General features: G+C 40.1%; 14 protein-coding genes. 9 read left to right on the top strand and 5 right to left on the bottom strand.

What is annotated here, in order from left to right; translation table 11 throughout:
• Nucleotides 1–16: 16 nt before the first annotated feature.
• The gene (locus tag KVT11_RS16920; RefSeq protein ID WP_008342152.1) at nt 17–997 is read right to left on the bottom strand and encodes a glutaminase; all 981 of its coding nucleotides are present in this window, start codon (nt 995–997) and stop codon (nt 17–19) included.
• A gap of 517 nt (nt 998–1,514) precedes the next feature.
• On the opposite strand from KVT11_RS16920, the gene KVT11_RS16915 reads away from it, so the two are divergent.
• The 3 genes from KVT11_RS16915 (at nt 1,515) to KVT11_RS16905 (ending at nt 5,029) form a co-directional block, all read left to right on the top strand.
• The gene (locus KVT11_RS16915; RefSeq protein ID WP_041091203.1) at nt 1,515–2,801 is read left to right on the top strand and encodes an ATP-binding protein; all 1,287 of its coding nucleotides are present in this window, start codon (nt 1,515–1,517) and stop codon (nt 2,799–2,801) included.
• A gap of 4 nt (nt 2,802–2,805) precedes the next feature.
• Nucleotides 2,806–3,744, top strand: a complete 939-nt coding sequence (locus KVT11_RS16910; protein ID WP_217609089.1) for a response regulator — start codon at nt 2,806–2,808, stop codon at nt 3,742–3,744.
• Between the two features lie 193 nt (nt 3,745–3,937).
• Nucleotides 3,938–5,029, top strand: a complete 1,092-nt coding sequence (locus tag KVT11_RS16905) for an SEC-C metal-binding domain-containing protein (RefSeq protein ID WP_217609088.1) — start codon at nt 3,938–3,940, stop codon at nt 5,027–5,029.
• Nucleotides 5,030–5,077: 48 nt separating this feature from the next.
• Here KVT11_RS16905 and KVT11_RS16900 read toward each other — a convergent pair whose 3' ends face one another.
• Nucleotides 5,078–6,118, bottom strand: coding sequence for a DUF4352 domain-containing protein (locus KVT11_RS16900; protein ID WP_017366547.1), 1,041 nt, complete (start codon nt 6,116–6,118; stop codon nt 5,078–5,080).
• A 466-nt stretch (nt 6,119–6,584) separates the two neighbouring features.
• Here KVT11_RS16900 and KVT11_RS16895 point away from each other — a divergent pair, with 466 nt between their 5' ends.
• Nucleotides 6,585–7,514, top strand: coding sequence for an aldo/keto reductase (locus KVT11_RS16895; RefSeq protein ID WP_008342143.1), 930 nt, complete (start codon nt 6,585–6,587; stop codon nt 7,512–7,514).
• A gap of 36 nt (nt 7,515–7,550) precedes the next feature.
• On the opposite strand, the gene KVT11_RS16890 is transcribed toward KVT11_RS16895, so the two are convergent.
• On the bottom strand, nt 7,551–8,516 hold the full coding sequence (locus KVT11_RS16890) for a sensor histidine kinase (RefSeq protein ID WP_017366548.1): 966 nt from the start codon (nt 8,514–8,516) through the stop codon (nt 7,551–7,553).
• Nucleotides 8,517–8,527: 11 nt separating this feature from the next.
• Nucleotides 8,528–9,229: a LytR/AlgR family response regulator transcription factor gene (locus KVT11_RS16885; RefSeq protein WP_017366549.1), complete on the bottom strand. Its 702-nt coding sequence runs from the start codon at nt 9,227–9,229 to the stop codon at nt 8,528–8,530.
• Between the two features lie 160 nt (nt 9,230–9,389).
• Between KVT11_RS16885 and KVT11_RS16880 the strand changes: the two genes are divergently transcribed.
• The 3 genes from KVT11_RS16880 (at nt 9,390) to KVT11_RS16870 (ending at nt 11,638) form a co-directional block, all read left to right on the top strand.
• Nucleotides 9,390–10,130: an ATP-binding cassette domain-containing protein gene (locus KVT11_RS16880; RefSeq protein ID WP_007498365.1), complete on the top strand. Its 741-nt coding sequence runs from the start codon at nt 9,390–9,392 to the stop codon at nt 10,128–10,130.
• Nucleotides 10,130–11,311 carry an ABC transporter permease gene (locus KVT11_RS16875; RefSeq protein WP_017358600.1) on the top strand — a complete coding sequence of 394 codons (1,182 nt, stop codon included), beginning with the start codon at nt 10,130–10,132 and terminating at the stop codon, nt 11,309–11,311. Before KVT11_RS16880 ends, KVT11_RS16875 begins: the two co-directional genes overlap by 1 nt.
• Before the next feature lie 99 nt (nt 11,312–11,410).
• Nucleotides 11,411–11,638: a hypothetical protein gene (locus KVT11_RS16870; protein WP_223255658.1), complete on the top strand. Its 228-nt coding sequence runs from the start codon at nt 11,411–11,413 to the stop codon at nt 11,636–11,638.
• A 305-nt stretch (nt 11,639–11,943) separates the two neighbouring features.
• Here the strand turns inward: KVT11_RS16870 and KVT11_RS16865 are convergent, their stop codons facing one another.
• Nucleotides 11,944–13,005, bottom strand: coding sequence for a DUF4352 domain-containing protein (locus tag KVT11_RS16865; RefSeq protein ID WP_035390550.1), 1,062 nt, complete (start codon nt 13,003–13,005; stop codon nt 11,944–11,946).
• 539 nt (nt 13,006–13,544) lie between these two features.
• On the opposite strand from KVT11_RS16865, the gene KVT11_RS16860 reads away from it, so the two are divergent.
• Both KVT11_RS16860 and KVT11_RS16855 read left to right on the top strand, forming a co-directional pair.
• On the top strand, nt 13,545–13,973 hold the full coding sequence (locus KVT11_RS16860; RefSeq protein ID WP_008342138.1) for a cell wall hydrolase: 429 nt from the start codon (nt 13,545–13,547) through the stop codon (nt 13,971–13,973).
• A 112-nt stretch (nt 13,974–14,085) separates the two neighbouring features.
• Entirely contained in the window at nt 14,086–14,868 is a 783-nt protein-coding gene (locus KVT11_RS16855) for a glucose 1-dehydrogenase (RefSeq protein WP_116307372.1), read from the top strand.
• Nucleotides 14,869–14,885: the final 17 nt, after the last annotated feature.

Raw genomic sequence — 14,885 nt, 5'->3', positions numbered from 1 at the left:
TTCATCACTGTTCTTTTTAAAAAATACTGAGATCCCACTCTTTGGCGAGTTTCTTCAGCATCATGACACCGGTAATACTATTTCCACAATCGTCAATGGCAGGACCATAAATGCCGATACCGCAGCCTGTCTGAAATGGGAATTCTCTTCTTGCGCTTGGCGGAACGCAAGCCATGATTCCTCCAGACACACCACTTTTGGCTGGAACGCCTACGAAAGCGGCAAAATTACCAGACGCATTGTACATGCCGCATGTCAGCATCAATGCCTTTGTTAGTCTTGCGATATCTTTTGGGATGACTTGGACTTGTTTAAAGGGATGGTAGCCATCACTTGAAATAATCAGTCCAATCAAGGCGATGTCCTCTGTTGTGACCTCAATGGAACATTGCTTTAAATACACTTCTAACGTGTCCTCGACATCTGATTCTAAGTAATTGGTTTCTTTTAAATAATAAGCAAGTGCCCGGTTGCGGTGTGCAGTTGCCCATTCTGATTGATAAACCTCTTCATTAACAGAAGGACGCTTCCCTATTAAGTTTTCGATTAAATCGAAAATATATGCTAGCTTTTCTGTAGAAGTCTTTCCAGGAAGGATGGAGGATACGGTAATAGCTCCAGCATTAATCATTGGATTAAAGGGCTTCCCTGGTTTATGCATCTCAAGGCGGTAGATGGAATTAAATGCATCACCAGTTGGCTCTACATCTACCCGATCCAAGACGTACGGAACGCCTCTTCCTAAACAGGCAGCTATAAAGCTGATGACTTTTGAGATACTTTGCAGGGTAAAGGGAACGTCCCAATCACCATAACGTACAGATGATCCATCTGGGCCTATCACGCTGATACCAAGTTGAGAGGAATTTACTTTTCCGAGTGCTGGAATGTAGCCAGCGTTCTGCCCGTTTTTGTAATACGGACGTATTTCTTCTGCCCATTGATCAACAGAAGACTGGCATGCGTGTTGTGTATTATTAGAAATTGCTGTTTTCATACGATTCCTCCAATCAAAAATCAAAAAGTACCCTATTGAATTGGCGGATGACAAAAAATGCGATCAAATAGGCACGAAAACATGTTACACATCTTCAAAGAACTTGTCATGCGCTGCTTGTACCACTCCTTTACACCTAAATATATGTTCAAATGAAGGCTTTGGCGGCGAAACAACAAAAAGGGTTTTTAGTGAAAATTCAGAAAACGCTTACATATAGTTTCACTAAAATTGTTCATTCAATTTATCTTGGAAACTACACAATCTGACGAAAATCTACAGAAAAACTTACAAATAAAAATCAGTCTGCTTGTAATTGTCTAAACAATTCCCATTATTGTAGACAATATCCAAATCGTAGAATAGCTGAAAGGTCACCATGCCTTCTCGGAGAATAGTCATAAAAAATGATTTTGAAGAGAGAAGTAGCCGTGAAAATAATTTTTTTGCTCATTGTGAAGCAAAGAGTCTCCTTGTATACTGTGGCTATGTAAACAGGGGAAGGGATGTCAGTCATTTGAGTTTAAACCAGCTTGTCAAAAAAGACGCATTTATTTTGATTTTTATGATCGTCATTGTGCCGCTTGCGGGAGAGCTGAAGTTTTATCCTGTGAATGAAACATTTCGTATTAGTTTTGGGGCACCTGCGTTTTTCTTTTGCTTATTACTTTTAAGAAAATCAAGACCATTGCTGCCAGGGTTTTTAACAGGCGCAGCCATTGTCCTATTTCGAGTAGGTTTAGATCTTATTCAGCAAAAAGCTGATCTGGCTCTGTCATTTTATCAGCAGTTTCCGAGCTTCTTTTTTTACTTTACTTATGCTTTTCTTTTCTTTGTTGTCCGTACAGGACGTTTCAAGCAGCGTTCCATTTTTATTGGGCTGATCGGACTGATGATTGAACTGCTTGCTGATTTTGTTGAGCTGTTTGTACAATTTTTAGTGTTTGATACAACCATGACTTTCTCAAAGCTGAGTGATATGATCCTCATTGCATTTGCTCACAGCTTCGTGGTCATCAGCTTTTTTAATATGATGAGGCTGTATGAGGCACAATCAAGAGAGAAACAAATCATGAAGCAAAATGAGCATATGATGATGGTCATTTCAAATCTATATGAGGAAACAGTTCATTTAAAGAAAACGTTAAATCATACAGAGCACATAACGCAAGAATCCTATCGGCTCTATCGTCTGCTGAATGAACATGAGGCAGGAAGGAAAGTGAGTCAAGAGCTGCTCAAGCTTGCAGGGGAAATACATGAAGTCAAAAAGGACAATCAGCGTATTTACGCTGGGCTTTCAAAGCTAATTTCCAAGGAGAATATGCAAGATTATATGAGGGCAGAGGATCTTGTTCAAATCGTGATTCGCATTCAAGAGAAATATGCGCTATCTCTCGGGAAGAACATTTCCTTTACATCTGATATAAAAGGCATTCACTTGCATGAGTATCATGTGTTCATTTTCTTATCGCTGATTAATAATTTAATGGCAAATGCAGTTGAAGCAATCAAGGATGATGGAGCCATCTCACTCGTATTAAAAGGGAGTCATGATAAAATAGAGATTCGGGTTGAGGATGATGGACCGGGTATTCCTGAGAAATTGAGAGAGATTGTATTTGATCCTGGATATACCTCAAAATTTGATGCATATGGAACACCGTCAACTGGGATTGGCTTATCCTATGTGAGAGAGCTGGTTCAAGAGCTGGACGGTCAAATCCAGATTGAGCAGAAAGAAACGAAGGGAACAGCTTTTCAGCTTGTCCTTCCGATAAAAAATTTAATACAGAGAGGGTGAGTGTATGCGATTTTTCATTGCAGATGATGATCGTGCAATACGCTCGATTTTAGGTCAGATCATTGAGGATGAGGATCTAGGAGAGGTCGTGGATGAAGCTGATGACGGCATTGGATTAGAAGCGCATTCATTGAACCTGAAAAAAGTAGACATCCTTCTGATTGATCTTTTAATGCCAGCTAGAGACGGCATTCAAACCATACGTCATATTCACCCTGAATTCAAAGGAAAGGTCATCATGATATCTCAAGTAGAAGCAAAAGAGATGATGGCAGAAGCCTATGAACTTGGAATTGAATATTATATTCATAAACCCGTCAATCGAATTGAGATTGTCAGTGTCATTCGAAAGGTCATGGAGCGGATCAAGCTCGAAAAATCAATTTACGATATTCAAGCTTCTCTTCGGCATGTGCTGCCATTAGAGCCAGTGATTGCTCATGAGACAGGTACTGGATCAAAGCGAAGAACGATGAAAGAGGCAGGGGAATTCCTCCTATCTGAATTAGGAATTGTCGGAGAGAGTGGCTCTAAGGATTTACTAGAGATATTGATCTACTTACATGAAACGCAGACAGCCAATTCTCATGAGGTGAATTTTCCACCATTAAAGCAGCTATTTATCAAAACGGCGGAACGAAAGCTTGGTCGTGGTGCGGTGGATGTGGAAGTGATGCGGGAAGTGAAAGCAGCAGAGCAGCGAATTAGACGAGCCATCCATCATTCCTTAAATCATTTCGCATCACTTGGGCTCACAGATTTTTCAAATCCTAAATTTGAGCACTATGCGTCGAAGTTTTTTGATTTCACTGATGTCAGCCAAAGGATGAAAGAAATGCAGAAGACTTCTTCATCTGCAGGGTCAACAGGCAGAGTCAATACGAAAAAGTTTGTGCAAATCTTTTATTTTGAAGCAAAACAGCTATTCGAAGGGATGAGCTGAGGGAAATCTATTGGAATGATTGGAGAAAATAAACAGAGACAGAGTGCTTTTGACTATGAGCCGCCTTGCTCTTTTAGACGTCTTTGTTATTTATCTGATCATTCTGATTTTTCTTTTTTCTTGAAAATAAAACTCTCCTGTGCAATCGTTTGTTAAAATAGTGAGGTTAGACTAGAATGTCGGAGGTTTTATTTTGGGAAAAATTAAACGAAATGCGCTCTGCCCATGCGGAAGCGGAAAAAAATATAAACATTGCTGTGGTCAAAAGTCAGGCGGAGAACAAACGTCTGAGCTTGTGTTTAAGGAAGCTGTACAAGTTCAAAAGGATTTAATGAATTATGCGTTCTCTAAGCATCAGAGAGCGATCAATCAATTCATTAATGAGTTTTCTTTCCTAGCAGATATGGATAAAGAAACGCAACAAATCTCAGTCTTTCATTTGAGTGTATGGGGCATTTTCTTCCGCCCATTAACAGATAAGAAAGAGACTATCTTCCAAGAATTCCTGACAAAAAAAGCAGAAGATATTACCCGTCCTAAAACAAGACAAGTGGTTGAATCTTGGACAGACATGGAGCCATCTTTGCTTTTATTAAATGAAAAAACGGACGAGTCTCTTTACTTTGAGAATATGGTGACAGCTGAGAAGGTTGAAGTTGATGTGAAGCCGGATCAAACAGTGCTCCCTGAGAAAGGTAGTCTTGTTCTAGGTTTCCCTGTTCAGTTTGAAGAAAAGGCAGAGTTTTTCATTCAATATACGATGTTTGCGAAAGAGTTTACTGATACGCTTCTTCTTCAAGTTCGCCAGCTCGTTGAAGCACATGAGGCAAACGGTGGAGCACGCAGCACATTTATGAGAGAAGCCTTCCCTGAAGTGCTGAAGTGTATGTTTGCGAAGCAAGAAGTTGAAGAAACAGAAGCGCCTGCTCAAACAGAAGGAAGTACAGTAGGACTATCAGCAGATCGGATGGACTGGGCTAGTGACGTTCAGATGGAAACAGCCAAGCTGATTGAAGACGGGATGAAAGAGCACGGTGACCAAAGCCTGACAGATGGCGCTTTAACAGTTTGGAAAGCTTACTGTGATCAGAAAGCACCTGTGATCCGTAAAGCGGCGTCATTTGCTGCGGGAATCGAATATTATATTCATTCACTTGCAAGCGATGCCCCGCTTTCTCAAGCACAAGTTGCTAAAAAGTATGGCATTAGTGCGTCCACTGTATCGAGCCGATTTAAAGACATTGAAAAAGCGGTCAAAGAAGAGCAAGAGACGACTGTATCATAGCATGAAAAAAGACGCGGCACCTTTCAAGGAGCCAGCGTCTTTTTTTCATCATCTTGTTTTAATAAAACCACTCATGTATTGCTCTGTATTATAATCATTGAGGTCAATTTTCCACTGACCATCTCCGTTACGTTTCATTTTCACTTCATACTCAGCAGGGCTTGAGACTGGAGGAAGCTTTTCAAACTCAGATGCGTACATATTCAAGCTTTTCTTATACAATTCTTCTTTCGAACGGATTTTGCCGTTGTAAAACTCATCTCTTTGTTTGTCTAGTTTGTCTTTTAAGTTAGAAGCATCAATACCGGTTACTTGAGCGACAACCTTCGCTTCGTCATCTGAGATGGTTTTCACACTTGTTTCCACTTTCGCTTTATCCTTCATTGTATTTTGCATGCGTTTGTACATGGATAAAATATCGCGGTCACTGACTTCGTTTCCGTATATGCCTGCACTTCTCTTGAAGTCTTTCACAAACATTTCGTGATATTTATTAACGACATCTGATTGATTGTCACCTGTTAATTCTGAGAATTGATCATTCTTTTTGTCAAAAACAATGATATCTGTATAAGCAGATAGTGCTTTTGCTGGGTTATCTAGCTTTTTCGCTGTATCCAGTATCTTTTCGCCATCTAGTTCAATTTCGATCGAATCGCTGTTTTTCTTGATGCTATCTTGGTACACGAACTGATATTTTTTGCCTTTATCTACTAGGAAATAAAGAGCTCCTGATAGTGATTTCCCTTTGTTCAATGACCCAAGATCAAGGCGGTCTTTACTGCCGTAGAATTTTAAATCAGAGACTTTGGCATCGTCCTGATAAAGGGTGAAATCAGAGTTATATAATGAAAGGGCTTTGTCACCTTTGTTCGTGATCGTCAGGTTGACTTTTAACACCAATTCATTGTCCCGCAGGGTAGTTGTTGAGTCTTCTGGTAACGTATATTCGTAGCTATTCACTTTTACCTCTGCTGTTTTTGTTGATTTTTGGTCAGCCTTTGTTGATTTTGCTGAGCTCTGGCAGGCTGCAGAGATGATCATCACGAATGAAATCATGAGGAGTGCACTTATTTTTTTAAGATTCACAGTTGATGCTCCTTTGCTTTTCTTTCGTCATTTTCTTCCCGCTATCTGACTAAGAAAAAAGAAACAGATAGAATGGTATATTCGGGTGTTAAAGGGGAAAATCTCCTAATGACGATTTGCACTATTCATTCTATCGAATTTCATTCGTGATGAGGAATAGGTTTTAGTCCCTATCTTTAATAGATTTTTACACAAATACCTATAAAAAACGGAATTTAATAAGTAAAATATACTAGTTAATAAGAATTAATTTATCTATTTATCATGGGTTTTAAATGTTTTTTGTATAAAATTCTTGAAATGGAGGTAGTTTTCATTTCAAAAGATGTGTTAGAATTCACATCGCAAAACTTTTTTCTTTCAAAGCGTCCACCTCCAGATTGATTTTCAGAGAGCAGAATACTTGAATGTTGAAAATGATTCATGGGAAAATAAGGATGATTAAGCAGATAAGGGAGATGAGCTTTTGAAAAAAGTAACGCTTGGACGAACTGATTTACAGGTGAATCCGATAGGGCTTGGAACAAATGCAGTAGGCGGGCATAATTTATTCCCGAATCTGAGTGAAGATGCAGGGCGGGAGCTAGTAGAAACAGCTCTTGATCATGGTGTCAATTTCTTAGATTCTGCTTTTATTTATGGGCTGGGCCGTTCAGAAGAATTGATTGGCGAGATCATTGCCAAAAGAGGCGGCAGAAAAGAACTGGTTCTTGCGACAAAAGGGGCTCATAAAGAAGTAAACGGACAAATTGAACTGGATAATAGCCGAGATTTCTTAAGACAGCAGGTCGAAGACAGCCTGAAGAGGCTGCAAACCGATTATATTGATTTGTACTATATGCATTTCCCAGACGGTCGCACGCCGCTGGATGAAGTAGCCGGTACTTTAAAGGAATTGAAGGATGAGGGGAAAATCCGGGCAATTGGGGCATCAAACCTTGATTTTGAACAGCTTCAAACCTTTAATCGAGATGGATACCTAGACGTGCTTCAATCAGAGTATTCTCTGCTGAAACGTCAGGCCGAGCAAGACCTTCTCCCATACTGCGTGGAGCATGGGATTTCCTTTATCCCTTATTTTCCATTGGCGTCAGGCCTGTTGACCGGGAAGTTTACAAAGGATGCGACATTTGATGATATTCGAGCAAAGGACCCGCTTTTCCAAGGTGATGCTTTCCTTCAAAACCTCGAAAAAGTAGACAAGCTGAAGGCCATTGCGCAATCAAAACATGCCGAAACAGCTCATGTAGCGCTGGCGTGGCTATTGGCGCAGGATGGCATTGATGCCATAATTCCGGGTGCAAAACGAGCCGAGCAAGTCTTACAAAACTTGAAAACAAACGATGTTCAGTTAACAAAAGAAGAAATCAACGAAATCGATCAGATCTTTTCATAATATAAAAAATAAGGTGCCAAGCAGCACCTTATTTTTTTATGCCATTGTGAGAGGAATCTTGATCACGAGCCTCAGGTTTGGAGAACGATACGTAAAATCAAGCGTGCCGTCTGCCTTTTCAACAAGCTGATGAATGATATAAGTACCCATACCTTGATGATCACCGCCTTTTGTCGAGCGGCCAAACGTCTTAAACAGATGATCTAATACGTGTTTTTCCATTCCCTTCGTACTGTTTTCACAATGAATCAAAAAGAGCCCGCTCCGTATGGAAGTCGTGATCGAGATGCTTCCCTCGTTCCCAGCTTGCTTCGCTTCAATGGCGGCGTCTAATGCGTTATCAAGCAGGTTGCCAGTAAAACTCACCTGATCCGCCTTAGAAAAAGGCAGAGAAGAAAAGGGTGCTTGAAGATCTAGTGAAAGGGCGATGTCCTCTTTTTCAGCCCGCTGGAAAAAGGAATGAAGGGTTGAGGCCAAATAAGCATTTTCCCCTTTGATCCAAGGGAAATGTTTCACATATTGCTGAATCAAATCTTTGATCTCATGCTCGTCATTCGATGCGGAAAAGGCATTTAAATGTCTAGCTGTTTCATGGTGTTTACTTCGCAGCTCAAGCAGCAAGTCATTGGTTCTCGACTCAGCATGAATCAGCTCTTGAAGCCGTCCATTTAATCGTTGCTCCGTTTGCATTATCTTGAAGGAAAGGAGATCGGCTGTCAAAATGATGATGACAGTTAAAAGATGGCTGAGCCCATTTCCGTGATTGAGAAAAAGTGAAATTCCTGAACAGGTGATGAGCACAAAAGCGCCTAATATCACGTAACCACTCATACCTAGCCAAAACCTTTTGTAAATGAAAAAGGTGTAAAGGCACATGATGCAAAAGGTCAGAAGCCACACCATGCTTGATGACAAAGGCAGAACAGCTTTAGCAGCAGCATGAACTGCAAGACCCAGCCAGATGAGCGTATATATGCGAAATCCAAGATAAAAAGCGTTCACGTTCGTTCTCCTTAAAAGTAGTATTTCTTAAAGTATTCTAATTGCTGCTTCGTCATCATGGCTTTTTTATCAGTCCCTTCAAAAGACACGATAAATGAATTTTTGGCATACGCCGAAAAGTTCTTAATGTAATGAATATTGATGATAAACGACCGGTGGGAGCGGATAAAGTCTTTCTCAGCTAAATCACCTTTTAACTCGTTGAGAGTTTGGTATGTTTGAATATCTCCTGTTGTTGTGACAATGGTCGTCGACCTGCCAGTACGTTCAACAAAGATGACATCCTTTTTTTGCAGTACATGGATATCTGATTGCTGCTTGATGAGAAGCCGTCCGTGAATGCTTTTCTCCTGCTTGGTGGACATGTAGCGCTCTAAAGATTTGGCAATTCGATCAGCTTGATAGGGCTTCATAATATAATCATGGACATTCAAATCAAAGGCATGAACAGCATACCCACTGTTTCCCGTCACAAATACAACATCTACATTCAGTGCATGAGAGTGAATAAGGTCTGCTAATTCATAGCCTGACATGCCAGGCATCTCAATGTCTGCAAACAATAGATCAATGTCGCCCTGTTTGACCTTCTCATATGCATCCTCCGCTGACTGTGTCACAAAAACGATGTCAACGGTATCCATTCTGCCGACAATGGCATGCAGCTTTTCTAAATCCACTCGGTAATCATCGACAAGACCTACTTTTATCATAAAAATCACCTATGACTCTTCTTATTATTTGTCTATTTTACCATTTGTTTTTTAAAATGGATCATTTCAAGACATAAAAAGGACGTTTCACGACATTTTTATGTCAGACAGGCGGTATTTTTTCTATCATAGACGTAGATAGTCGAAAGGGGCGAACCAAATGATTACTCTCAGCGATTGCAGTTGCTGGTTTACAGATAAGAAAAAAGTCGTAAAGGCGATGAAACATATGACGTTCTCCGTGAAGGAAGGAGAAGTTGTCGGCATCTTAGGAGAAAATGGTGCGGGGAAAACCACATTATTACGCGCCGTTGCGACATTATTGGAGCCTACTCATGGAACAGTCAATGTTGCAGGCTTTGATACAGTCAAAGAAGCAACTGAAGTGAAGAAGCGAATTGGGGTCTTATTTGGCGGCGAGACGGGACTTTATGACCGTTTGACGGCTCGTGAAAACCTTGAATACTTTGGGAAATTATATGGCTTAGATCAGCATGAAATCAAAGCAAGAATTGAGGATTTAGCAAAGCGCTTCGGGATGAGGCAGTACATGGATCGCAAGGTAAAAGGATTTTCAAGAGGGATGAAACAAAAGGTGGCGATTGCCAGAACATTGATTCATGACCCTGACATTATTTTGTTTGACGAACCGACAACAGGTTTAGATATCACATCGAGTAATATTTTCAGAGAGTTTATTCATCAGTTGAAACAGCAAAATAAAACGATTCTATTTTCAAGCCACATCATGGAAGAAGTCAGCCTGCTTTGTGACAGTGTCATGATGATTCATCAAGGGGAGCTCGTGTACAAAGGAACGCTTCCAGAATTATATGCACAGGAACAAAGTGAAGACTTGAATTACATCTTTATGTCGAAGCTCGCAAGGGGGAATGCATAATGTGGAAAACCGTCTTTTTAAAAGAAATGACAGATTCGCTCAGAGACAGGAAAACGTTGCTCTTAACAGTGTTGATCCCTCTTTTGACAATGCTCGGACTCGTGTTTTTCTACGAAAGCATGATCGCTGATCCAGGCGATAAAACGTATACAGTCGCAATCAATGAAAAGCTTCCGTCCGATATGAATGACATGATCAAAGAAGTGAAAAACCTGAAACTTGAAACATTTGATGACCCGCAGCAAGCCGTTAAAGACGGTGAGGCAAATGCTTATCTAGAAATGCCAAAAGATGCAGGCGATATGCTTCAGCATCAAACATCGTTTGCCATTAAAGTCCATGGGTATCCAACAGATGATGATTCAGTGATTGCGGTTCAAATGCTGCAATCATTGCTTGAACAGTATCAAAACCAAGTCGTAGAAAAGCGTTTGGCACAGGATCAGATCAAATCGTCAGTGATTCATCCATTTGAGGTGCAATCGGTTGATGTGCAAGAAGGAGAGGACGGGGATGGAGAAAACGGTGTGACCACCATGCTGCTGTCGATTCTCCTTCCAATGATTTTAGTGACCTCTGTGATCTCAGGTGCTTTGCCAGCTGCGCTTGATATCGTAGCAGGTGAAAAGGATAGAAAGTCAATTGAAGCTTTATTCCTGACACCGGCCAGCAGACTTCAGCTATTAATTGGAAAATGGCTAGCTGTTTCTATGTTTGGTATATTAAGTGGCATTGTGGCGATTGGCATGCTGCTGCTCTCTACATTGCTCTTTACAGAAAAACTGAAACAAGCGCTGAACTTCGGAGATCAAGTGTGGAGCATCATCGGTGTTATGTTTGCGGCATTAATTATTTTCTCATTCATGGTATCCATGATTGAACTGCTGCTCAGTGTCGTTTCAAGCTCAGTGAAAGAAGCACAGTCGTACATGTCCATGATTATTACACTAGGTGTGATTCCGATGTTTTTCACCATGAGAGCAGGCGCTACGCAGCTAGATACGTATTACTTTGCGATCCCATTCCTTAATATTCACGCACTATGCAAGCAATTGATGTTTGGCATCGTTGACCCAATGTCGATTGCCCTGACGCTCGGCTCCTCGGCGCTGACAGTGATGATTTTGTTTGTCATCGTGAGAAGTTTGTTTATGAAAGAGAAATGGATGCTTGCGAAATAGAAAGAACATTTCATTGATAGAAATGAAGAACTTGTAGATTTTTTCTACAAGTTTTTTGTTTTGTATGTTTAAGTGAGTGATAAAAAAGGACTGATAGAATTGAGAAATGCAATTGATAGAGCTTTAGAAACAGGTAGTTCTGTTGCACATTTATTCCAATCTGACTATGAAGGCGATGAAACTTATATTGCTTTAGTAGACGATGAGCAAAGGTTCGAGAAATTAATCACTCCTTATGTAGAGGAATACATACAAGAAGATGATGCAGTTGATCCGATTGACATCATAAAAGGATATGATGCTGAAAAGGGGAATTTATCTTCATAGTATGTTGTATCCTTTTGTCAGTATACGCCTTACAATAAGGAGGTGCGAAAATTGCCCGCAGCTTTCAGTTATGGAATCACCTGTTTCATCGCTTTTCTACTAATCATTTTCGTTCTCACCCATAAAAAACTAGAAAAAAAATTAGATCTCACAATTTTGATTGTAGTAGCCACCACATTATTGATGGTGAATGTCTTGTGGGTGTGGGTCACCATTTTCTTCCTTACTTGCTTGTATGTCGGAATCAAATATAGACATCAATCGAAAAAAGACTAAAGAAAACCCCCGGGAACCGGGGGTTTTCTTTAGTTCTTGATGAACTTTTCAACCAATGAGCTTGTTTTGTAGTCGTTCAAATCAAGTTTCCATTGGTCGATATCGTTTTTCTTCATGTTCACTTCTACTGTTTCTTCAGAAGATGATGGTCCTAATTTTTTAAATTCATCTGGATAGATAGAAAGTAGATATTTCTGTGCATCATCATAAGATGCTGTACGGTTTTTGCTGTAGAATTCAGTTGCTTTTTCTTTTAAACGATCGACAAGCGGGCTTGCATCAATTGGTGTAAGTGTCACAGTCACGACAGCTTTATCACCGCTGATTGATTTTGTTTTCGTTGATACTTTTGATTTTTCAGCTAATGTTTCTTTCACAGCTTTTAGAAGCTTATCAAGGTTTTCGTCTTTTGCTGAGCTAGATGAAATACCAGAAGAAGAAATGTAGCCTTGTTTGAATGATTTATCAAATTCGTTTACGACAGTTGATTTGTTATCACCTGTTAGTTTTTCGAAATCGTCATTTTTCTTACCAAAAATCATGACATCAATATAAGAAGAAAGGGCTTTTGCAGACGCTTGAAGTGTATCTGCCTTTTTCATCAAGTCTTTTCCTTTAATATCGAATTCTAGTGTTTTGTCATCTTTTTTCGATCCAGAACCAGGCTCTGTGTAGACAAGTTGATAGTCTTTTTCTTTATCAACTACATAGAAAAGACCACCTTTTGATACTTTACCTGCATTTAGAGAGCTTGAAGATAATACTTCGTTGTAGTCATCAGGAGAGATGGTAGACACCTGAGCGTCATCTTGGTAAAGCGTAAAGTTGCTTTTATCCACATTCAATGGTTCTTTGCTGATGTTTTTTACAGATACATTCACTTTTAGGACATATTGATCATCCTGAACAGATGTATCGTATTGAGGTGGTAAAGTGTACTCAGCACTTTCTACTTTTACTTCAGCTGCATCAAGGGATTTTTTTGTATCGCTTTCTTTCGCAGCAGTTTTGTCTTTTCCACCACTACAAGCAGCAGCGACAACAGTTACACACAAAATCAGAAGAAACAGGGATAATTTCTTTTTAAACATGAGATGTTTTCCTCCTCGGGTTTTATGGTGAATTTCATTGGAAAGCTTTAGTTCATATCATTCTTTTTGCACAAAAAGAAAAATACTGTATGTTTTTTACTGTAGAATGAAGCGAAAGTACTGTCAATACCTCAGTGCGTTCGAAAGGTTCATCCACTTCAAGTAGTAAAAATGACACTATGTTGAGAGGAGAAATGTGTATTTTATTGTTTGAAATCTCCTGTAAAAACTCAACATTTTATATTTTAAGGTTTTGAGTCGGATTATTGAATAGGTTCAAATGACTGTTTTTGAAGAAGATGTAGCAAATAGAAGGATTTTTATGACTTGTAAATGAGTCGTTAGTAATGAATATTTTTTCCTGTGATGTGTATGATCACTAGGTTTGTGTGTTGTTGACATAGAGACACTTGTCCAGCGAAATGTTGAGGTATTTAGACAGGCTCTCGACACGGAATGTGTCTTTTCCCTTCAAAATGGCAGTCATCTACACAGAAACCCTACATAAAATAAAAGAGAAATGAATGGGAGGTGGATGTATGGCAGTGGTAAGAGCGACAAGCTCTGATATTGATTTAATGGCCAGACTGCTGAGAGCCGAAGCGGAAGGTGAAGGGAAACAAGGGATGCTGCTTGTAGGAAATGTAGGCATCAATCGTTTGCGTGCCAACTGTTCTGACTTTAAAGGGCTGCGTACGATTCCACAAATGATTTATCAGGAGCATGCGTTTGAGGCGGTCACGCATGGCTATTTTTATCAGCGAGCACGAGAAAGTGAAAAGACACTTGCACGGAGGAACATTAATGGTGAACGATTTTGGCCTGCGAAATTCAGTCTTTGGTATTTCAAACCGCCTGGAAATTGTCCATCCACTTGGTACAATCAGCCGTTTGTGGCAAGGTATAAGTCACATTGCTTTTACCAGCCCACAGCTGAAACTTGCGAGAATGTTTATAACACCTTTTAGTTTGATGAACAGCACAATCCTTTGTATTCAAGAGGATTGTGTTTTTCTTTTTTTCAAAATGGGTAACCATTGTGTATCAACAAGATGAAGCACGTGATTGGAGGAAATGAAGATGTATCAAGATTTAAAAGGGAAAACAGCCATTGTGACAGGTTCTTCTAAAGGGATTGGACAAGCCATCGCCTTGAGGTTTGGACAAGAACAAATGAACGTGGTTGTGAATTATAAAGGCGATGAAGAGGGTGCTGAAGAAACAGTACAAGCCATTCAGCAGCATGGAGGTCAAGCGGTGAAAGTACACGCAGATGTCTCCAAAGAGGAAGGGATTCAGGCGTTAATGGATGCAGCGCTGGAGAATTTTAACGCACTAGATGTGTTCGTCAATAATTCGGGATTTAATGGTGAAGAAGCAATGCCGCATGAAATGACGTTGGAACAATGGCAAAAGGTCATTGATGTGAATATCACAGGCTCATTTTTAGGAGCAAAGGCAGCGATCGCCTATATGATGGAACATGATGTGAAAGGGTCAATCTTGAATATATCCAGTGTCCATCAAGAGATCCCGCGTCCGTTTAATGTTCATTACTCTACTTCTAAAGGAGGAATGAATATGATGACGAAGACGCTGGCTCTTGATTATGCCGTAGCGGGTATTCGGGTCAATGCGATTGCACCAGGTACAATGGCAACGGAATCAAATGACGACCTTCAAGACGAACAGAAAAAACAAAAGCAGCTTGAGAAAATTCCAATGAGAACGTTTGGCGATCCGAAAGAGATTGGGTCTGCCGCTGCATTTCTCGTATCGAAAGAAGCTGCCTATATTACAGGTACTACATTATTTGTTGATGGAGGAATGACACTTTATCCATCTCAATTAAATGATGAATAATAGAAAAACATCCGCCC

This window comes from Bacillus sp. GbtcB10 (genome assembly GCF_019091365.1).
GTDB classification, from domain to species: Bacteria; Bacillota; Bacilli; order Bacillales; family Bacillaceae; genus Bacillus; species Bacillus altitudinis.
Note: the sequence above shows the minus strand (reverse complement) of the source record. Positions and strands in the feature narration are given on the sequence as shown.